This is a genomic window from Paraburkholderia sabiae, from assembly GCF_030412785.1.
GTDB lineage: Bacteria > Pseudomonadota > Gammaproteobacteria > Burkholderiales > Burkholderiaceae > Paraburkholderia > Paraburkholderia sabiae.
Map to the genome: position 1 here is coordinate 1,816,206 of NZ_CP125295.1, position 20,478 is coordinate 1,836,683.

16 protein-coding genes are annotated in these 20,478 nt (G+C 63.7%); 11 read left to right on the forward strand and 5 right to left on the reverse strand.

The annotated features are described in order from the left end of the window. Positions 1 to 44 precede the first annotated feature (44 nt). Both QEN71_RS08200 and QEN71_RS08205 read right to left on the reverse strand, forming a co-directional pair. Positions 45 to 1,166, reverse strand: a complete 1,122-nt coding sequence (locus QEN71_RS08200) for a formylglycine-generating enzyme family protein (protein WP_201659575.1) — start codon at positions 1,164 to 1,166, stop codon at positions 45 to 47. 57 nt (positions 1,167 to 1,223) lie between these two features. Beyond that, entirely contained in the window at positions 1,224 to 2,882 is a 1,659-nt protein-coding gene (locus tag QEN71_RS08205) for a sulfatase-like hydrolase/transferase (protein ID WP_201659572.1), read from the reverse strand. Positions 2,883 to 3,125: 243 nt separating this feature from the next. Here QEN71_RS08205 and QEN71_RS08210 point away from each other — a divergent pair, with 243 nt between their 5' ends. Further along, positions 3,126 to 3,911: an SDR family oxidoreductase gene (locus tag QEN71_RS08210; RefSeq protein WP_201659569.1), complete on the forward strand. Its 786-nt coding sequence runs from the start codon at positions 3,126 to 3,128 to the stop codon at positions 3,909 to 3,911. A 40-nt stretch (positions 3,912 to 3,951) separates the two neighbouring features. After that, a complete protein-coding gene (locus QEN71_RS08215) occupies positions 3,952 to 5,421 on the forward strand; it encodes a DUF1254 domain-containing protein (RefSeq protein WP_201659567.1) in 1,470 nt (489 codons plus the stop codon). Positions 5,422 to 5,440: 19 nt separating this feature from the next. Here QEN71_RS08215 and QEN71_RS08220 read toward each other — a convergent pair whose 3' ends face one another. Beyond that, complete coding sequence (locus tag QEN71_RS08220; protein ID WP_201659564.1) at positions 5,441 to 8,143, reverse strand: LuxR C-terminal-related transcriptional regulator; 2,703 nt, start codon at positions 8,141 to 8,143, stop codon at positions 5,441 to 5,443. A 180-nt stretch (positions 8,144 to 8,323) separates the two neighbouring features. On the opposite strand from QEN71_RS08220, the gene QEN71_RS08225 reads away from it, so the two are divergent. From QEN71_RS08225 to QEN71_RS08260, 8 genes are all read left to right on the forward strand, one after another. Further along, positions 8,324 to 9,094 carry an enoyl-CoA hydratase/isomerase family protein gene (locus tag QEN71_RS08225; protein ID WP_201659561.1) on the forward strand — a complete coding sequence of 257 codons (771 nt, stop codon included), beginning with the start codon at positions 8,324 to 8,326 and terminating at the stop codon, positions 9,092 to 9,094. A 40-nt stretch (positions 9,095 to 9,134) separates the two neighbouring features. Then, positions 9,135 to 10,376: a thiolase family protein gene (locus QEN71_RS08230; RefSeq protein ID WP_201659557.1), complete on the forward strand. Its 1,242-nt coding sequence runs from the start codon at positions 9,135 to 9,137 to the stop codon at positions 10,374 to 10,376. A 28-nt stretch (positions 10,377 to 10,404) separates the two neighbouring features. Next, a complete protein-coding gene (locus QEN71_RS08235) occupies positions 10,405 to 11,547 on the forward strand; it encodes an acyl-CoA dehydrogenase family protein (protein ID WP_201659554.1) in 1,143 nt (380 codons plus the stop codon). A gap of 221 nt (positions 11,548 to 11,768) precedes the next feature. After that, positions 11,769 to 12,950, forward strand: a complete 1,182-nt coding sequence (locus QEN71_RS08240; RefSeq protein ID WP_201659551.1) for a lipid-transfer protein — start codon at positions 11,769 to 11,771, stop codon at positions 12,948 to 12,950. 10 nt (positions 12,951 to 12,960) lie between these two features. Next, a complete protein-coding gene (locus QEN71_RS08245; RefSeq protein ID WP_201659547.1) occupies positions 12,961 to 14,160 on the forward strand; it encodes an acyl-CoA dehydrogenase family protein in 1,200 nt (399 codons plus the stop codon). A gap of 15 nt (positions 14,161 to 14,175) precedes the next feature. Then, positions 14,176 to 15,330 (forward strand): acyl-CoA dehydrogenase family protein, encoded by a 1,155-nt coding sequence (locus QEN71_RS08250; RefSeq protein ID WP_201659544.1) that lies wholly within the window; start codon positions 14,176 to 14,178, stop codon positions 15,328 to 15,330. Beyond that, positions 15,327 to 15,782, forward strand: coding sequence for a MaoC family dehydratase (locus tag QEN71_RS08255; RefSeq protein WP_201659541.1), 456 nt, complete (start codon positions 15,327 to 15,329; stop codon positions 15,780 to 15,782). The genes QEN71_RS08250 and QEN71_RS08255 overlap by 4 nt, the downstream gene beginning before the upstream one ends. Before the next feature lie 36 nt (positions 15,783 to 15,818). Continuing rightward, positions 15,819 to 16,718, forward strand: coding sequence for an SDR family NAD(P)-dependent oxidoreductase (locus QEN71_RS08260; RefSeq protein ID WP_201659538.1), 900 nt, complete (start codon positions 15,819 to 15,821; stop codon positions 16,716 to 16,718). A gap of 72 nt (positions 16,719 to 16,790) precedes the next feature. Here the strand turns inward: QEN71_RS08260 and QEN71_RS08265 are convergent, their stop codons facing one another. Together QEN71_RS08265 and QEN71_RS08270 are read right to left on the reverse strand one after the other, a co-directional pair. Next, the gene (locus QEN71_RS08265) at positions 16,791 to 17,936 is read right to left on the reverse strand and encodes an acyl-CoA dehydrogenase family protein (RefSeq protein WP_201659535.1); all 1,146 of its coding nucleotides are present in this window, start codon (positions 17,934 to 17,936) and stop codon (positions 16,791 to 16,793) included. Positions 17,937 to 17,996: 60 nt separating this feature from the next. Beyond that, a complete protein-coding gene (locus tag QEN71_RS08270) occupies positions 17,997 to 19,109 on the reverse strand; it encodes a CaiB/BaiF CoA transferase family protein (protein WP_201659532.1) in 1,113 nt (370 codons plus the stop codon). A gap of 239 nt (positions 19,110 to 19,348) precedes the next feature. On the opposite strand from QEN71_RS08270, the gene QEN71_RS08275 reads away from it, so the two are divergent. After that, positions 19,349 to 20,464, forward strand: coding sequence for a porin (locus QEN71_RS08275; protein WP_201659529.1), 1,116 nt, complete (start codon positions 19,349 to 19,351; stop codon positions 20,462 to 20,464). Positions 20,465 to 20,478 lie beyond the last annotated feature (14 nt).

Consider the following 20,478-nt stretch of genomic DNA (forward strand, 5'->3'; position numbering starts at 1 on the left):
GGGGCGCGCGCCCCATTCGCATGTCCATCAACGTAGACGGGATCTCACTGCTTCTTTTCCCAATCGCTCTGATCCATCGCGAGGCGAAAGCCGAGGTGCGACATGCTGTTCATCGGATCGGTGCCGCGTCGCGCGCTGACCCGATAGCTGATGCAATACGTTTCGCTGCACAGAAACGATCCGCCGCGCGTGACGCGCGCAGGTGCATGAGCGGTGGGTCCGTTGTCGGGATCGAAGCTATCTGACGGTCCATGCGGATCGTCGGCTGTCTGGGATCTTGCTGCTTCGATACCAAACGCGTCCGCGCGATACCAGTCCGCGACCCACTGCCACACATTGCCGGCCATGTCGTACAGACCATAGCCGTTCGGCGCGTACTGACCGACAGGCGACGTACCGACCTGGACTTTCTCGTTAGCGACAGCATTCGTCACCGGAAAAGGGCGCGCGGCATCGTCCCATGTGTTGGCCATTTTCTTGCCGTTGGGCGCGAATTCCTTGCCCCACGCATAGTCGGCCTGTTTGAGTCCGCCTCTCGCCGCGTATTCCCATTCGGCTTCGGTCGGAAGCCGCTTGCCGGCCCATCGCGCGTACGCCAGTGCGTCTTCGTACGAGACCTGAACGACAGGATGATTGTCGTTGCCCGCGATGTCGCTGCCCGGTCCCGCAGGATGCCGCCAGTTCGCGCCCGGCACGAACTTCCACCAGCGCGAGTAATCGTTCAGTGGCACAGGCGCATCGGTTCCCGAGAAGACCAGCGCGCCGGGCACTAGCACGTCGTCGGGCGGACGTGGCGAGCCGGGCGGCAACTGCACCTGCAGATCTTCCCAGCGAGGCTTTCGTTCGGCTGTGGTCACGTAGCCCGTCGCGGCGACGAATCGCGCGAAGTCGGCGTTGGTGACATCGTGACGATCGATCCAGTAGCCATGCAAGCGGACCTGATGCGCGGGCCTTTCGTTCGGCAGCGCGCGGCTGTATTCGCTACCCATCGTGAACGCGCCGCCGGCGATCCAGACCATGTCGGCGGGTCCTGTGCGGCCGTCGCCGAGCGTCAGTGGAGCAGGCGTCGCGCGATGGTGCTGATAGGCGGCGATCGCCGAGCCGGTCAGCGCAACAACGAGTACGGCGGCGCCGACGCAGCATTTGCGTCGATTCTCTGGCTTCATGTTTTGACGTGACAAAGCGATTGCGCCGCCGTTCATGCGAACGGCGGCGCGGTCTGGTTATTTCAACGAGATCTGATGGCGCGGCGGATATTTCTTCAACACTTCGCGATAGCGCTGCAACTCGACGACGAGCGGCACGCTGATCGGAATGTGGCGGATCGCAATCGACTCCTGCTCTTTGGGATCGGCGTACAGATTGAACACCAGACCGGTCCATGTCGGCGCGAGCGTGCCGGCAAAGCCGCCGTTATATCCACGATGCGTGACCGAATCGGCGATCTGCACCTTCTGCATGAACTTGAACTCGTCGACCCGGACGGCAGACAGTTCGTCGTTCCAGAAGTAGAAGACGCTGCGCCGGTTCGACGCGCCCTTGCCGGCGAGCAGGAACGAAGTCTGATCGATGCCGTCGATGTACGCGTCGGGCGCAACCAGCTTGCCCGCCGCCGCGCCGGGTTGTCCGGCGAGCGACAGCGACGTGTTGAAGATGTCCGCGAAGTCGAACAGGCCGTCCGAACGGCGCGGCTCGATCATGCCTTTCCAGTACACGAAGAACGGCGAGCGCACGCCGCCTTCCCACGTCGATCCTTTGCCGCCGCGGAACATCGTCCGCGCGGCGGGCTGGACTTCTTCTTCGGGGCCGTTATCGGAGGCAAAGAAGACGATGGTGTTGTCCAGTTCGCCGTTGGCCTCGAGCGTATCGATCAGCTTGCGGAACATGTCGTTGACTTCGACGATGCAGTCGCCATAGCTGGTGCGAGCCGCCGAACGGCCCAGGTAGTAGCTGTTCGGATAGTTGTCGAAGTGGCAAGCGCGCGGCGCATAGTACAGAAAGAAGGGCTTGGAGGCCTGCTTCTGCCGGTTAAGGAAATCGACCGTGTAGCCGAGCCATTTCTGATCGAGATCCTTGATGGTGTCGGTATTGATCTCGTACAGACTTTCGATCTTGCCGCCTTTCACCGCATGCACGTCGCTCTTGTTGAACGGCAGATTGAGGATGTAGCGATAGCGGTCCGGACTCAGCGCGACTTCCGGGTTGTACTGCGGATCGCGCCATTCGGTGTACATGTCCGACACCGACAGGAAGCCGCGGAAGTCGTCGAAGCCGACGTTCTGCGGCTGCGAGCCTTCGTTCTCGCCGATGTGCCATTTGCCCACGGCCTGGGTCGTATAACCGAGCCGCGACAGCAACTGCGGCAACGTGGTCAGACCCGCGAGGCCGCCGGGCTGGCCGTACATCGGCGGCACCTGAATGCCGTGATGGGCCATGTTCTGGCCGGTCATGATCGTTGCGCGTGTGGGCGAGCAACTTGGCTGCGAATACGCCGACGTGAGAACCAGGCTCTGATTCGCGATCCGGTCGACATCGGGTGTCGCGTTGCCGACGGCTTCGCCGCCGCCATTGAAGCCGAAGTCGCTGTAGCCGACGTCATCGAGCAGGAACACGACGATGTTCGGCCGCTTCCCCGTCTTGTCCTGCAGCGCGGCGAGCTTGCGGCGCGCTTCGCTGGTCTGGTCCGCGTTGTCGATGACGGGTTCCATGTTGTCCGCCAGCTTGACGGGACGTTTGGCCAGGTACTGGTTCGGCTGGTTGTAGCCGGGCAGGCCCTCGACCCTGGTCGGCTCCGTGATGGTCGCGGTCGCGGCGATCGTCTGGGGCGCGAAGATTGCCAGCGCGGAGGCCGCGATCAGCAGAGTGGTGATGAGGCGGTGCATGGGTCTCCTTGTTCCTTGATGTGGGGTTGCTGCCTGCGTTTTTTCTCGCCCGGACGCATGGCTTGACCCGCGGGTGCTCCCGAGAATAGCAAGCACGCCAGCGCGCACGCCCCCTCGTAAAGAGGGGACGGCGAGTGCCGCGGAAGGTGATTAACTTGCCCGCCTGATCAAGGAAAAGGGCGCGCCCGCGATCCATGCACAACGCGCGTTCGTTGGCGCGGTCCATATCGGAGGAGACAAAGCATGTACACAGCAAAAAGGCTATTCGACCTGCGCGGCAAGACGGCGCTCGTGACGGGAGGCTCTCGCGGACTCGGTTTGCAGATTGCCGAAGCGCTCGGCGATCAGGGCGCCAAACTTCTGCTCGCTGCCCGCAAGCGCGACGAACTGGAGGCAGCGACCGCCCGTCTTCGGGCGCGCGGCATCGAAGCAGACTGGATCGTCGCCGACGCCGCTCGCGACGAAGACATCGCCCGTCTAGCCGACGACGCGCTGTCCCGGCTCGGCTACGTAGACATCCTGATCAACAACGCGGGCGCGACATGGGGCGCGCCCGCCGAAGACTACCCGTTGCACGCGTGGGACAAGGTGATGAATCTCAACGTGCGCGGGCTCTTTCTGCTGACGCAGTCGATCGGCAAGCGTTCGATGATTCCGCGCCGGCAGGGCCGTATCGTCAACGTGGCGTCGATCGCCGGGCTGGCCGGCAATGCGCCGGGCACGATGGAGACGATTGCCTACAACACGTCCAAGGGCGCCGTGGTCAATTTCACGCGCACGCTCGCCGCGGAATGGGGCGAGCATGGAATCACGGTCAATGCGCTCGCACCCGGCTTCTTTCCGACGAAGATGACGGAGGGCTCGCTGGCGCGCCTGCGTGTCGAGTACATGTGCTCGCGCGTGCCGCTGCGGCGTCTGGGCGACGAAGAAGACCTCAAGGGCGCCGCGCTGCTGTTCGCAAGCGATGCGGGCAAGCACATCACGGGACAGGTTCTCGCGGTGGACGGCGGTCTGAGCGCCGTCGTGTGAACGGAAGGATCGGGGAGGACAGATGCGCCATGTTTCGAGGATGTTTTCACCGGTCTGGCCACTCGGCGTTGCGGCCTTGCTCGGTCTGCTTCCGCTCGCCGCAGATGCAGCGGCGAGTGGAACTGCGCCGCCGCCATCCGTGGCCTCGCCTTCAGGTCCCGATGCGAACGTCCGCATCACCGAACCTTACGCCCGGCTCGTCGCGCGCGACGCGTGGTTCTGGGCATGGCCGATGGTCAATCTCTACAACCGGCGGCTCGCGTTTCAGAAGGCGCCCGAGCCGGGGCTTTTCGGCGGGGTCGTGCCGCTCGCGCCTCTGAACCGCCTGTCGATGCTGAGCGACTATATCGAGCCCGCGCAGCGCTGGGTCGCTTGCCCGAACCAGGACGTCGTCTACGGCGCGAGCATTCTTGCGCTCGATGTCAGCCCCATCGTGATTCAGGTGCCCGATTTCGGCAAGCGGTTCTGGGTCTATCAGCTGGCGGATCTCCGGACGGACGATTTCGCGCGGCTCGGCTCGATGTATGGCAGCAAGCCCGGCTTCTACATGGTCGTCGGCCGCGACTGGAAGGGCAGCGTTCCGAAGGGCATCGTTCAGGTGTTTCGCGCGGATACATCGACGGCGATGATCGTGCCGCGCATCTTTCAGGCGGACACGGCCGCCGACAAGGCAGCAATCCAGCAGCTGATTTCGGGCGTGGACGTCTATCCGCTCGCCGACTACGACGGCACGATGAAGCATCATGACTGGCGTACCGTGCGCAAGTTTCCGCAGCCGTCGCAGGCCAGTGCAGGCGAAACGCGTTGGGTGCGCCCCCAGGCATTCTTCGACGAGTTGCCGACGGTTTTGGCCGACGCACCGCCGCTGCCCGGCGAACAGGCACGCTATGCGCAAGTGTTGGCCGTGATCGACGCAGCGCACAACGACCCCGCACTGAAGCAGGCGATGATCGACGAGGCAGAGAAGGCGGATCAAGAACTGATTGCGCCGTTGCTTCAGTTTCGAAACTGGGGCGTGCCCTTGCCGCATCATTGGACGACCATCGGCAACGGCGCGCAGTTCGGCACGGACTACTTCACGCGCACAGCCGTCGCGCGATCGAACATCATGGTCAATGCGCCGAACGAGACGAAGTATTACTACGAGGATCTGGACGCATCGGGCGTGCGTCTGACTGGCGACAACGCGTACACGATCACATTCGAAAAAGACCATCTGCCGCCGACGCGAGGATTCTGGTCGCTGACGCTCTACGACGAGCATCACTTCTTCGTGCCGAATGCACTAAACCGCTATTCGCTCGGTACCCGTAACACGGAGTTGAAATACAACAGCGACGGTTCGCTGACACTCTATTTGCAGGCCGAATCGCCGGGTGCGGACAAGGAGAGCAACTGGCTGCCCGCGCCAAAGGGCGGGGCGTTCTCGCTGATGCTGCGCAACTACTGGCCCGACGAACGGGCCGCACGACATGAGTGGAAACCGCCGGGGCTAGTCAAGGCGTCGTGAGACGCGTTATCGAACACCGCTACTTGATCAGTTCCCGCTTGCGCGCCCACATCATCGCGTCATAGCGGCTCGACACGCCGAGCTTGGCGAAAATATTGCGCAGATTCCACTTCACGGTTTCGAGCGTGATATTGAGCGCGAGCGCAATGCGTTTGTTCGACATGGCTTGCGCGACGAGTGTCAGGATTTCCACTTCGCGCTGCGTCAATACGGGTTGCAGTTTCGACGCGCCCTGACCACGACGCGTACCGACCGGAGAGCCGGGCACCGCGTCTTCGGGAAATTTGTCGAGCAAAGTCGTTGCGTATTGCAAAACCGCGCCCGTCAGCTTCTTCTCGCGCACCATGTTCGCGAGCAACGCCGCAGCGGGCGCGCCTTCATCGACGATCGTACGCACCATGCCGAGCCGCTGCGCGGCTTCGACGGCGCGCACGAGGCAAGCGTGGGCGGCATCGGCGTTCTTCTGCCCGGCGTGGATGAGCGCGCACAGCAGATCCGTTAGCGCGACGAGACGGCCGCGTTTGAACGCGTCGGCGTGACTGCGCACGGCTTGCAGCGCGCGCAACGCTTCGTCGGGACGCTCGTCGCGCAGCACGCGCGCGCGGGCAAGTGCCGCGAGCGCCGGAATCTCCGCTCTCAGGCCGCGTTCCGCAGGATAGGCGAGCGCGAGTTCGTCAAGCGACGCCGACACTTCCTTTGCGCGCACACGGTCGCCCTTGACGAGCAGCACGCGCACCAGTTCGCCCTGCATGTGGGCGACGGAGCGCGTCTGATGCATGCTGTGCAGATGCGCGATCTGCCGTTGCACGAAGGTCAGCGCGGTGTCGGCACCTTCCTGCAGCAGATCGAGCCGTGCGCGGCAGCGCGACGCGCGGATCGTCACGTCCGGTCCCGAAGACTGCAGCAGCCCGCGCCGGTTGGCGATGGTTTCGCGTGCATCGTCGATGCGGTCGAGTTCGTAGTACGCATCGGCGAGTACGCACGCGCAGATGTTCGCGCTGATCGAGTACCGGCCGACGGCCTGCACCGAGCGCGCGAGCAGCGCCGAGCCGACGCGCTCAGCTTCGCGCACGTTGCCTTCGAGCAGCAGCGCCGTCGCGCGCGTCGTTTGCGCGACGAGCGCCATGTCGTTGTCCTCGTCGGCGGGCGGGATCGGATGGGCGGCGAGCAGGCGCATCGCATCGGCGTAGCGGCCGGCCGCGCTGTAGGCGGCGCTCAGTTCGGCGAGCCGCATGTACTGCAGGAACGGATTTTCGAGGCGCGCGTCGCGGTGCGGTTCCAGAAGATCGATCATGCGCTGCGTGTCGTCGTCCTGAAACGCGATCGCCGCGTGGATCAACGGAATGCTGTGCGCGATCTCGGGCGGCGCCGACGATGCGTTCGCCTCCAGTTTCGCCACCCACGCTCTGGCTTTCGTCGGCCGCGTGGTCAGCGCGACGGTGAGACACGCGATGAACAGCAGCCGGGGATGCGTGAACAAGGTCTCTTCCGGCAGATGCTCCAGCAGATGGAGCGTGGGGCTCAGGTACTCGAGGCTCCACGTGGCGGGCGCGGCGCGCTCGATGACGGACGCCGCGAACTCGACGTCCTCGCCCGCGCTCGCGTGCCGGACCGCTTCCGTCAGCAGGCCATGCTCCGAGAACCAGCGGCTTGCGCGCCGATGTAGTTCGCGCACGACAGTCGCGTCGTCGCGCTCGAGACGCGTCGTAAGAAACTCGCCGAATAGCGGATGAAATCGGAACCAGCTCAAGCGATCGTCGGAATCGACTCGGATGATCAGAAGATTCTCATCTTCCATCCGCTTGAGCAGATCGGCGGCGTTGTCGTTACCCGTGACGAACTCGGCGAGCGGCGCGCAAAAACGGCGGAACACCGACACGGCCTCCGCGAATCGCATTAGCTCGGGCGGCAGATGCGCGATCACTTCTTCGCTCAGATAGGTCTGGAGATCGCTGGAACGCCATACGAGATCGCGCAGCATGTTGCGCGTTTCGGGCCGGTTTTTCAGCATGATCACCGTCAGCTGAATGCACGACGGCCAGCCGCTCGTCAGTTCGTGGATCAGCGTCAGCTCGTCCGCGTTGAGCTTGCCCGCGCCGAGATTGTCGTCGACGAACCGGCGCGTTTCGGCGAGATCGAACGGCAGCATCGCGCTATCCACCTCGACGATCTGATCCATCATGCGCAGCCGGCTCAGACTGAGCGGCGGCGCAACGCGCGACGCGATCACCAGATGCAGATTGCCCGGCCCGTGATCGAGCAGCTTCTGCATGAACTTGTGCGCGAGCGGCGCTTCGACGTGATGGTAGTCGTCGATCAACAGGTAAAGCTCTTTCGGCAGATCGACGGCGGCCTCGACGACGGCTGCGATCGACGCATCCATTGCCGCCGCGCTCGCTTCTTCGAGCGGCAGGTCCATCTCGACGCTCAGGCCGCATCGACGCAAAGCCGCAAGGAGCGCGGTGCAGAAGTCGATGTAGCCCTTGTCGTCGGCCGTGAGCGACAGCCACGCCACGTCCGCGCCGGCCTTCAGGCTCGCCTGCCGCCATTGCGCAAGCAACGTCGTTTTGCCGTAACCGGCGCTGCCCGTGACGAGCGCAAGCCGGCACTGTTGCATGCGGCGTAGTTGCGCGAGCAAATGAGTGCGTTCGACGTATCGCGCGCCGATGCGTGGTGGCGAGAAGCGGGTCGATACGAGATGTTTGGCGAAGGTCGTAATCAAAACGTCAACAGTCGATGTCGGTCGGTCAGACGGCCGATGATGTAGCCGTCGTTGTCGACCTTGCTGGCCGGCGGATATCCGCGTCCCCCTCAGAACGAGGGGTGATAAATAAGATAGTTGAACCTAACTTATCGCAAGCGCATCGTCAAGAAAGGGCGTTTGCCTATATCCGGAGGGGAGATGAGTTTTGTTCAGTCATTGATGGGCTCGGTTGGCTGGTTGACGCTGGATCGACCGGCCGCCATGAACAGCCTGAATCGCGAACTGGCGACGGGCCTGACCGCACAGTTGAACGCATGGCGCAATGACGACGCCGTGCGCGTCGTCGTGCTGACGGGCAACGGTCGCGCGTTTTGCGCGGGCGCCGATTTGATCGAAGCGGCCGAGCCGATGCAGCCGGGCAAGCGTGAATTCCTGGAGCTGATCGTCGAGTTCTTCGACACGTTGCGTGCGTTTCCTAAGCCGGTCATTGCGGCCGTCAACGGTCTCGCGCTCGCAGGCGGCCTCGAAGTCGTGCTGGCTTGCGACCTGGTGCTGGCGGCGGAGTCGGCGCGTCTCGGCGACGCGCATTCGAACTTCGGCGTGTTTCCCGGCGCGGGCGGCGCTGCCGTTTTGCCGCGCAAGGTGCCGGCGAACGTCGCGCGTTATTTGCTCTTCACGGGCGACGCGATGAGCGCGGCAGAACTGAAGGGCTATGGGCTCGTGAACGAAGTGCTCGCCGACGCCGAACTGAAACCGCGTGCCCAGGCGCTCGCCGAACGGCTGGCGAAAAAGAGCCCGCTCATGCTTGCGCGCATGAAGCGGGTTGCCAACGAAGCCGCCGACAAAAGCATCGCCGATGCTCTGCGCCACGAGTTGCTGGAACTGCGCAATCACCAGCGTTCATACGATGTCCAGGAAGGACTGCGGGCGTTCGCAGAAAAGCGCGAGCCGCAGTTCAAGGGCTGCTGAGACGAACCGCGAAATCAACGACAAACATACCTTTAAAACCATGGAAAACATCTACATCGTCGGCGCGGGCATGACGCCGTTCGGCCGTCATCTCGACAAGTCGGTCAAGCAACTCACGGCATGGGCCGTCGAAGACGCATTGAAGGATTCGGGCTGCGAGCGCAAATGGATCGAGGCCGCTTACTTCGGCAATACGACGCAAGGCCACATGCAGGGCCAGCACATGATCCGCGGGCAAGTCGCGTTGATCCCGCTCGGCTTCGGCGGCATTCCGATTCATAACGTCGAGTCCGCGTGTGCGTCGGCGAGCAGCGCGTTTCACCTTGCCGTGACGCAACTGCGCGCGGGCATGGCCGACGTGGTGCTGGCCGTCGGCGCAGAGAAAATGTATTCGCACGACAAGACCCGCATGTTCTCCGTGTTCGATTCCGCGTGGGACGTCGAGACGGCGGAAGCGAACGCGGCGCAGATGGTCGAACTCGGCAAGGGCGTCACCGTGCCGCCCGGCACGACGTCCGACAAGCCGTACAGCGTGTTCATGGATGTGTATGCGGGCATCGGGCGTCAGTTGATGGATCGCCACGGCATTACGCAGCGGCAGTTCGCGGCGGTGTCGTCGAAGAATCATGGCCACTCGGTGCACAACGAACGCTCGCAGTATCGCAAGGCGATGTCGATCGACGAGATCATGGCCGCCCCGCCCATTACGTATCCGTTGACCTTGCCGATGTGTTCGCCGATCTCGGACGGTGCCGCCGCCGCGATTCTATGCACGGAGTCCGCGCTCAAGCGCTACGGCTTCAACCGCAATCGCGCGGTGCGCGTGCTGGCTACGATCGTCCGCTCGGCGTCGCACCGCGCCGGAGACGACCTCGCCAATCACATCACGGTCCACGCCGCAAAGCTGGCGTATGACGAAGCGGGCATCGGCCCCGACGATATCAACGTTGCCGAACTGCACGACGCGTCGGCGATCGGCGAAATCGCGCTGTGCGAGAACCTCGGACTGTGCAAGCCGGGCGAGAGCGGCGTGATGGCGGAGCGGGGCGAAAGCGCGATCGGCGGACGATTGCCCGTCAATCCGTCGGGCGGCCTGGAGTCGAAGGGCCATCCGATCGGCGCGACAGGCCTCGGACAGATCTTCGAACTCGTTCAGCAGTTGCGCGGCGAATGCGGCCCGCGCCAGGTCGAAGGCGCGCGCTTTGCGATTCAGGGCAATGGCGGCGGTCTGTGGGGCGTCGAGGAAAGCATCGACCATATCGGCATCTTCGGGCGTGCCTGAACCCAACGAATCAAAAAAGGAAATCAACATGCCGTATCAACTGCCAACCGAAGAGCAGAACCTGGCCGTCGAGAGCTTTCGCAAGTTTCTTCAGGCCGAAGTCAAGCCTGTCGTCAAGACGTATCGCGATCGCTTCATTCCAAAAGAGAAGATGCGCGAGCTGACGCAGCGCATCGCCGAGTTCGGCCTGCCCGGCTGCACGATTCCCACCGAGTACGGCGGCATGGGCTGGACGTTCACGATGCAAGGCATGTTGTTCGAAGAGCTGGTGGCCTGCTCGTGCGACGTCGCGTTGTGCGTGATGCTGAACATGGGCCTCGCGATGATGCTGACGAAGGCGCGTCCCGAAGTGCGCGAAAAGTACATGCCAGGCGTGCTCGCGGGCAGGATCTTCGGCTCGATCGGCATCAGCGAGCCCGATGTCGGATCGAATGTCGCCGAACTCAAGACGCGCGCGGTACGCGACGGCGATCACTTCGTCATCAACGGCGAAAAGACGTGGATTACCAACGGCGTCTATTCGGATGTGCTGATCTGCACGGTGCGCGGCGAGAAAGGGCTGTCGCATATTCTGATCGACCGCGTAGAGCATGGGTATGAGTCGCGCAACATCGACAAGATCGCGCTCAGCTCGCAGTCGACCGCGCAGATTTTCATCACGGACGCGCGCGTGCCCGCCACGAATCTGATCGGCGACGAAGGCGACGGCCTGCGCAATACGATGAAGGTGTTCGAGAACGCACGTGCGCACGTCGGCACGCTGTCCGTCGGGATCATGCGAGCCGCGCTGGAGGATTCGATTGAGTACGCGAAAGAGCGCAAGCAGTTCGGCAAGGTGATCGCGGCGCATCAGTTGATCGCCGCGAAGATCGCCAACATGGCGATCATGGTCGACGCGGCGCGCCTGATGTGCCAGCGTGTCTTCGGCTTGATCGACGCGGGGGTGCGTTGCGACATGCAGTCGTCGATGGCGAAGGCGTTCGCGACGGAGGCCGCCGTCCAGGTGTGCCGCGACGCCGTGCAGCTGCACGGCGGCAATGGCATCACGAAAGAGTTCAACGTCGAGCGGCTGTTGCGCGAGGCGATCATCATTCCGATCCCGGACGGCACGACGGAAATTCAGCAACTGATCATCGCGCGTTCGTTGACGGGCGTTTCAGCTTTCGCCTAGGAAGGGGAAGTGCGGCCGGACTTGCCTCTGTCGTCCGGTCTTTGTGGTTCTTCGCGCTGTCGGCGAAGAACCATTTTTTTCTTCGGAGAGGCACTTATCGCACCACGAATGCGCCGTGCCCGCCCCCTTCAAACGAGGGGGCGCGGCACGCAGTGCGTCTGCCTATGATGGACGCACGCCGTTTCATCGGAATGGCAATCATAACAACGGAAGGAGAACATATGACGCGCAAAGTCGTCGTCGCGGGCGTGGGCATGGTTCCGTTTACCAAGCCCGGCGCCAGTGAAACATACGATCTGATGGGCTCGCACGCCGCGCGGCTCGCGCTGGCCGATGCCGGCGTAAGTTATCAGTCCATCCAGCAAGCTTATGCGTGCTTCGTCTACGGCGACTCGACGGCCGGACAACGCGCGCTCTATCACGTCGGCATGACGGGTCTGCCGATCATCAACGTCAACAACAACTGTTCGACGGGCTCGACCGGTTTGTTCCTCGCGCGCCAGGCAATCGAGGCAGGCGCACTCGACATCGCGCTCGTGGTCGGCTTCGAGCAGATGAATCCGGGCGCGCTCGGCAGCTACTTCAACGACCGTCCTTTGCCTTCGGAACTGTTCCTCAGCCAGTGCGACCGTCTCGGCGTGCCATCCGATGTGCCGCCCGCGTTGCGCATCTTCGGCGGCGCGGGCATGGAGCATATGAAGCGCTTCGGCACGCCGCTCGAAAGCTTTGCGAAGATCCGCGCGAAAGCCAGCCAGCACGCGGCGAAGAATCCGCTTGCGGTATTTCGCAAGGTCTTGGCGGCGGAGGACGTGATGGCCGATCAGATGATGTGGCCGGGCGTGATGACGCGTCTGATGGCTTGCCCGCCGACTTGCGGCGCCGCGGCCGCCGTTCTGTGCAGCGAAGAGTACGCAAACTGGCGCGGCCTCGATGCGCGCGTGTGGATCGCCGGCCAGGCGCTGACGACGGATGGTCCCGAATCGCTAGAAGGCGACGATCTGCGTGACGTCGCGGGTTTCAGCATGTCGGCGCATGCGGCGCGCCAGGTGTATGAGAAGGCGGGTATCGGCGCGGAAGACCTGGACGTGATCGAGTTGCATGACTGTTTTGCGCACAACGAGCTGATTACCTATGAAGCGCTCGGCCTCTGTCCCGAAGGCGGCGCCGCGAAGTTCATCGACGACGGCGACAACACCTATGGCGGACGTTACGTCGTCAATCCGTCGGGCGGGCTGCTGTCGAAAGGGCATCCGCTCGGCGCAACAGGGCTCGCGCAGTGCACGGAACTCGTCCAGCAGTTGCGGGGCGCTGCGGGCGACCGTCAGGTCGAAGGCGCACGGATCGCGTTGCAGCACAACGTCGGGATCGGCGGCGCGTGTGTCGTCACGATGTACCGCAACTGAGGAGACGTCGATGGATTTTCAACCCGATGCGGGACTCGACGTATTCCGCGCTGAAGTGCGCGCGTTCGTGCGCGAGAATCTGCCCGCCGATCTCGCTGGCAAGCCGGTAGGCAGCGTGCGTTCGATGCGCGCCGATCTCGTGCGTTGGCAAAAGATCCTGAACGCGAAAGGCTGGGCCGCGCCGTACTGGGCGAATCAGGACGGCGGCACTGGCTGGTCCGTGTTGCAGCGTCTGATATTCGACGAAGAGTGCGTGGCGGCCGGCACGCCGACGCAGGATGGTTTCGCGCACAAACTGCTCGGGCCAGTGCTGAACGCCTTTGCTTCCGACGAACAGAAAGCGGCTCATATCCCGCACATTCTGAACGGCGATCGTCTGTGGTGCCAGGGCTTCTCGGAGCCCGGTTCGGGATCGGATCTCGCGTCGCTGCGCACGCGTGCCGAGCGCGACGGCGACTTCTATGTGGTCAACGGCCAGAAAATCTGGACGAGCTATGCGCATGAGTCGGACTGGATTTTCCTGCTGGTGCGCACCGACGCCGAGGTGAAGAAGCAGGCGGGCATCAGTTTTCTGCTGGTCGACATGAAGACGCCCGGCATCACGGTGCGTCCTATCCGCAGCATCGATGACTGTCATCACCTGAACGAGACGTTCTTCGACAACGTGCGCGTGCCCGTTGCCAACCGTGTCGGCTCGGAAGGCGACGGCTGGACGATCACGAAGTTTCTGCTGAACAACGAGCACGCGAGCGCCGCCGAGTTGCCGCTGCTGCGCCGCTATCTGATCCAGCTACGCAAACTCGCGACTGCGCAACGGGCCGGCCGCGAACCGCTGATTGCACGGCCCGAGTTCGCGTTGCGGCTCGCTCGCCTCGAAGCAGAGGTGACAGCGGTCGCGATGATGGTCAAGCGCGTCGCGGCACTGGAGCAGGACCACAGCGCCGAGGCGCACGCGTTGGGCTCCATCCTGAAGGTACGGGGCACAGAGTTGCAGCAGCGCATCAGCGAATTCATGGTGGAAGCGCTCGGCGATCATGGCGCCGTCGCGTATCCGGAGCCGCACGACACCTGCGATGGCGATGCGTTGCCGTTCCAGGACGTGGGGCGGGGCATCGCGAACGAAATGTTCTTCCGCCGCGCGTCGACGATCTATGGCGGCACAAGCGAGGTCCAGCGCGGAATCATCGCGAAGATGCTTTTTCAACTCTGAGCGAGCGGACCGATCATGAACTTCAAACTCAATGCAGAACAGCAACTGTTGCAAGACAGCGTGCGCCGCTTTATCGACAGGGAATATGGCTTCGAAGCGCGTGCCTCGCTGATCAAGGCGCGCTCCAAATCCAATGCCGCACATTGGCAGACCATCGCCGAGAACGGCTGGCTGGCGGCGGCGTTGCCCGAATCGTGCGGCGGCCTCGGCGGCACGGTGATCGAGACGGTACTGATCGCCGGGGAACTCGGCCGTGGACTCGTGCTGGAGCCATGGCTCGGCTGCGCGGTGCTGGCGTCCCAGACGCTGCTCGCGGCCGGCACGGTGTCACAGCGCGAGCGCTGGCTGCCGTACGTATCCGATGGCTCGCGCAAGTTCGCACTCGCGTATAGCGAAGCGCAGTCGCGCGGGCTTCCCGAATCGGTCGAATTGCGGGCGCAGACCGTGTCGAACGGCTATGCGCTCACGGGCGGCAAGACGCTGGTGCCCGGTGGCGCGGACGCGCACAGTTTTATCGTGTCGGCGCGCACGCCGGACGCGGACGGCATCACGCTCTTTCTCGTCGATGCCGACGCGCCGGGTCTCACGCGCCGCGTGCTGCCGCTGCACGACGGCAGCTTTGCCGCCGACCTGACGTTCGAGCACGTTCAGGTCACGCGCGATGCCGTGCTCGGTGTGCCGGGCCACGGGCTCACGGCGTTGCGCCATGGCCTCGCGCACGCGACGGCCGCGCTGTGCGCGGAACTGATCGGCGGGATGGAACGCGCAATCGAGCTGACCGCCGACTATCTGAAAGTGCGCAAGCAATTCGGCGTGCCGATCGGCAGCTTCCAGGCGCTGCAACACCGGATGGCCGATATGGCCGCTGAAAAGGAGATCGCGCGCTCGATGCTCTATGCGCTGATCGCGTCGATCGAAAACGACGACGAACAGGCGCGGCTGCGAACGGTGTCGCAGGCCAAGGCGTTGATCGGCCGTGCGGCGCGCTTCGTCTGTGCACAGGCTATCCAGTTGCATGGCGGCATGGGCATGACGGAGGAATGCCAGGTCGGTCACTACTACAAGCGTGCCGTCGTCGCGGAGGTGCTGTTCGGCAACGGCGATGCGCACGACGCGCATTGCGCGGCGCAACTGCAAAACGATCTGCTTAAAAAGGGAAATCACGCATGAAGAGCTTCGAGAAGATTGCCGATCTGCAACGGCTCGTCGGCGAACCGATCGGCAGCAGCGACTGGCTGCTGATCGACCAGCAGCGCGTCAACCGGTTCGCGGACGCGACGGGCGATCATCAATGGATCCACGTCGACGTCGAGCGCGCGAAACAAGGGCCGTTCGGCGGCACCATCGCGCATGGCTTTCTCACGCTGAGCCTGTTGCCCGCGTTTCTGGCGACCGCATTCGAGATCAAGGAAACGAAAAGCGGCCTGAATTACGGGCTCGACAAGGTCCGTTTCATCACGCCCGTTCCTGTCGGCAGCCGCTTGCGTGCGCATTTCCGACTGATCGAATGGACGGACATCGGCCGCGGCGGTGCGCAGATCAAGGTGGAGATGACGGTGGAATGCGAAGGCGCGACAAAGCCCGCCTGCATCGCCGAACAGATCACACGGCTCTTTCCCTGACATTCTTTCAACGACAACGAGTCTGGAGACACAAGCATGAGTATTCGCTTTGACGGAAAGGTGGCAATCGTGACGGGCGCGGGGGCGGGCCTCGGCCGCGCTCACGCGCTTGCGTTCGCGGCGCGCGGCGCGCATGTCGTTGTCAACGACTTCGGCGGTGCGCGTGACGGCACGGGCGGATCGTCGGAGGCCGCGCTTGCCGTGGTCGAAGAAATTCGCAAGGCAGGCGGCATCGCTATCGCCGACGGTGCGAACGTCGCCGACTATGAGCAGGTGCAAGCGATGGTCAAGCGCACGGTGTCCGAATTCGGGCGCGTCGATATTCTGGTGAACAACGCGGGCATTCTGCGCGACAAGAGTTTCGCCAAGCTGGAGATGAGGGATATCGTGGCCGTGCTCGACGTGCACCTGATGGGTTCGATCAACTGCTCGAAGGCGGTGTGGGACGTCATGCGCGAGCAGGACTATGGACGCATCGTGATGACGACGTCATCTTCGGGCATGTACGGAAATTTCGGGCAGGCCAACTACGGCGCGGCGAAGATGGGGGTGATCGGCCTGATGAACGCGCTGACCACCGAGGGCCGCAAGAGCAACGTTCGCGTGAATACGATCGCGCCCGTCGCCGCGACCCGCATGACGGCCGACATCTTGCCGGAAGCCATGTTGCAACGTATCCAGCCGGAACGCGTGACGCCGGCAGTGCTGTTTCTCGCGAGCGAAGATGCGCCCTCGAAGACGGTCATCGCGGCAGGCGGCGGCGCGTTTGCGGCTGCGACGATCGTCGAAACGGAGCCGGTGCTGCTGGCGGATCAGGATGTGACGCCGGAAGGTGTCGCCGCGCACTTCGGCCAGATCGCGAACTGGGGCACCGCGCGAGCCTACGATGAATCGGGGCATCAGGTGCAAGCGTTCCTGAAGCTGGTGTGCGCGTAGTGATCGCGAGCGCCGGATGAACAGAAAGCCGCCGCAGAAATGCGGCGGTTTTGCTTTTAGCTTCTGGCTGCGTCAGCCCAAGTGACGCGAAATGATCAGCTTCTGGATATGGCTGGTGCCTTCGTAGATCTTCGTGATGCGCACATCGCGCAGATAGCGCTCCACAGGGAAGTCGGTCAGATAGCCGTAGCCGCCGTGAATCTGCAGCGCGTCGGAGCACACTTTCTCGGCGATCTCGCTGGCGAACAGCTTCGCAATCGACGCTTCCTTGATGCAGTCGACACCCGCATCGCGCAAACGCGCCGCGTGCAGGCAGTATTGCCACGCGACATCCACCTGCGCGGCCATGTCGGCGAGATCGAAAGCGACGCCTTGCAGTGCGATAAGCGGCGCGCCGTATGCCTCGCGCTCACGCGCGTACTTGACGGCTGCATCGAGCGCCGCCTGCGCGACACCCGCCGCGATGAACGCAATGCCGATGCGGCCGTCGCACAGACCGCCCATCACCGTGCGATAGCCGTCGCCTTGCGCGCCCAGCAGATTCGCCGCCGGAACGCGATAGTCTTCAAGCGCGATCTGCGCCGTGTGCGCGGTGTGCTGGCCGAGTTTGCTCTCGACGCGCGTCACGTGATAGCCAGGCGCGCTCGGGTCGATGAGGAACGTGCTTGCGCCGCGTTTGCCGGCGGCTTTGTCGGTGATCGCGAACACGACGCCGACGCCCGCTTCGCTGCCGTTCGAAATGAACTGCTTGGTGCCGTTCAGCACGAAGTGGTCGCCGTCGCGGCGCGCGCTCGTGCGCAAGGCAGCGGTGTCGGAACCCGCATGCGGCTCGGTCAGCAGGAATGCGCCGATCGATTTGCCCGCTGCCATCGCGGGCAGATAGCGCTGCTTCTGTTCGTCGGTGCCGTGTTCGGCGATGCACAGCGCGGTGAAGTTGTGCACGTGGACGATCGTCGCGAGTCCCGCGTCGACCTTGGAGATTTCGTGTTGGGCGAGGCAGAAGTCGAGCACGCCCGCGCCCGTGCCGCCGTATTGCTCGGGGATCAGCATGCCGAGAAAGCCTAGCTCGGCAAGCGCCTTCAGTTCATCGCGCGGCCATGCCGATTCGCTATCGCGCTGCGCGGCAGTGGGGCCGACGATCTCGCTCGCGACGCGTCGCGCGGTCTCGCGGATCAGCGTCTGTTCTTCGGTGAAGAATCCATTCGACATGTCGGTCATTTCAGCTATGCCTCGATCAGGAGTTGCGTGTGTTGGGTGACGGTTGCGAGGAAGCCCGGATCAACGGGCCGCCCAGTCGCGCAGCACGGCGTCGTTGTGCTGGCCGCGCCGCGGAATCGGGCCCGGCGTGCCGGCGGGCGTGGAGGAAAAGCGCGGTGCCGGACTTGGCTGCAGCACGCCGCCTTCGCGTGTATAGACGCCGCGTGCGCGCATGTGCGGGTGATCGGCGGCTTCTTCCGGACTCAGCACGGGCGCGAAGCACGCGTCGCTGCCTTCGAGCAGGCTGCACCATTCGTCACGGCTTCGGCTCGCAAACAGCGCGGCGAAGCGCTCGCGCAGTTGCGGCCAGGCTTGCGGATCGTAGGGTTTGTCGAACGCAGGATCGGCGGCGAGGCCGAGCTTGTCGCGCAACTCGCGGTAGAACTTCGGTTCGAGCGATCCCACGGAAATGAACGCGCCATCGGAACAGCGATAGGTGTTGTACCAGTGCGGGCCGTCGAGCAGGCTTTGGCCGCGTTGCTCGTGCATCTGTCCCGACGCCTGCAACGCCAGCAGCAACGACGTCATGTGCGCGCTGCCGTCGATGATCGCCGCGTCGACGACCTGTCCGATACCCGTCGCGCGCGCGTGCAGGATGCCCGCGAGCAAGCCGACAGCCAGATACATCGAACCGCCGCCGACATCGCCGACGAGACTCGGCGGCGTCACGGGCGCTTCGCCCGGTTGTCCCGCGTACCAGAGCGCGCCCGACAGCGCGATGTAGTTCAGGTCGTGCCCCGCAGCGTGCGCGAGCGGACCGTGCTGACCCCAGCCCGTCATGCGGCCATAGACGAGCCGCCCGTTGCGTTGCAGGCAGACATCGGGGCCGAGACCGAGCCGCTCCATTACGCCGGGCCGCATGCCTTCGATCAGCGCATCGCAATGCTCGATGAGGCTCAACACGGTTTCGACGCCTTCGGGCGTTTTCAGATCGACCGATACGGAGCGTTTGCCGCGATTCGCGATCTGCGTATCGCCGAGGTCGAGTGCATCGACGGCGGTCTCGGCGCGCTCCGCGACGACGACGTCCGCGCCCAGGTCGGCGAGCAGCATGCCGCAGAACGGACCCGGTCCAATCCCCGCGATTTCCAGCACCTTGAGCCCGGTAAGCGGGCCTTGTTTATTCGATGTCATTGGGTGTCCTGATTCGTTGCGTCAGGCCAATGATAGGGAGCGGAGGTGCGCGCCGTGCCCCCTATTCTTGAGGGGGCGATACCCGAAAAATGAAAGCCTATTCTTTGCCGTGCGCGGAGGCCGAGCACGGCCATCGAAGCGCGGGACAGATCGCAACGCTGCAGTCCGGCATGCGATCACGCATGAATCGCACGATCCGCATCCTTTCGGGATGCGAATAATAAACGAAGGAGACATGCATGCGATGGTTTGGTAAGGGAGTTTGCGGTGCTTCGTTGCTTGTCGCAGCAGGAGGGGCGGCGGCGCAGTCTTCAGTGACGCTGTATGGCGTAGCGGACGTGTTCCTTCAGTATCAGGGGAATGGCGCTAAACATGCCTTTTCGGAGCGCAGCGGCGGCAGCAGCGGATCGAACTTCGGACTCAAGGGAAGTGAAGATCTCGGCGGCGGATTGAAGGGCATATTCCAGCTCGAGAACGGCTATACCATCAATAACGGCGGTCTGTTCGTCGACAGTTCGGCGCTGTTCTATCGTCAGGCATGGGTGGGCCTCGCGCACGACAGGTACGGCACGCTCACGTTCGGCCGGCAGTATCAGCCGACTTTCTGGGCCGTCTATCCAACCGATCCCTTCCGCGGCAACGAGGTCTTGTCGCCACTGTCGGCGGCGGCCAGCACGCTCGACCGGCACACGGTCGCCACCATTGCTGCCGCCGGTCGCAGCAGCAATTCGATCGTGTATCAGTCGCCTGTGCTCGGCGGCATGAAGCTGTACGCGATGTACGGTTTCGCGGCGACCACGACCCAGCCGCTGGTGACATCGACGGGCAATATGTACGACCTGGCGCTGACGTACACGGGTGCGAGCGCGTTCATCGGGCTGGCGTATCAGAAGCAGCTGGGCGGCAGCGAGACGTTGCCGGGCTTGCCGAGGTCGCTCAATCTGCTGAACACCGAGCGTTTCACGGGCGCCGTGGCGTATCGCATCGGCATTGTGAATCTGCAGGCCAACTACACGTACAACCGTTCCGTCGACGCACCGGCGGGTTCCGTGGCGGCGGCGCTTGGCGCGGCGAACTCGTACAGCATTGCGGAAGTGGGCGCGACCATTCAGGCGACGTCCGCCGATACGGTCGAGATCGCCGGAATCCAGCGCAAGACGCGCGGTGTGCATGAAAACACGCTCGGCATTCAGGTCGGCGCCGATCACGCGTTGTCCAAGCGCACGACGCTCTATGCGCGCGCCGGCTATATGAAGAACAACGGCGTCGCGACGATGAGCTGGCCCGGCAGCGTGGCAAGCGGACCGAACGCGTCGCAGGAACTCGTGGCGCTGGGCATGGCGCATCGCTTCTGAGCGCGCAGGAGGAA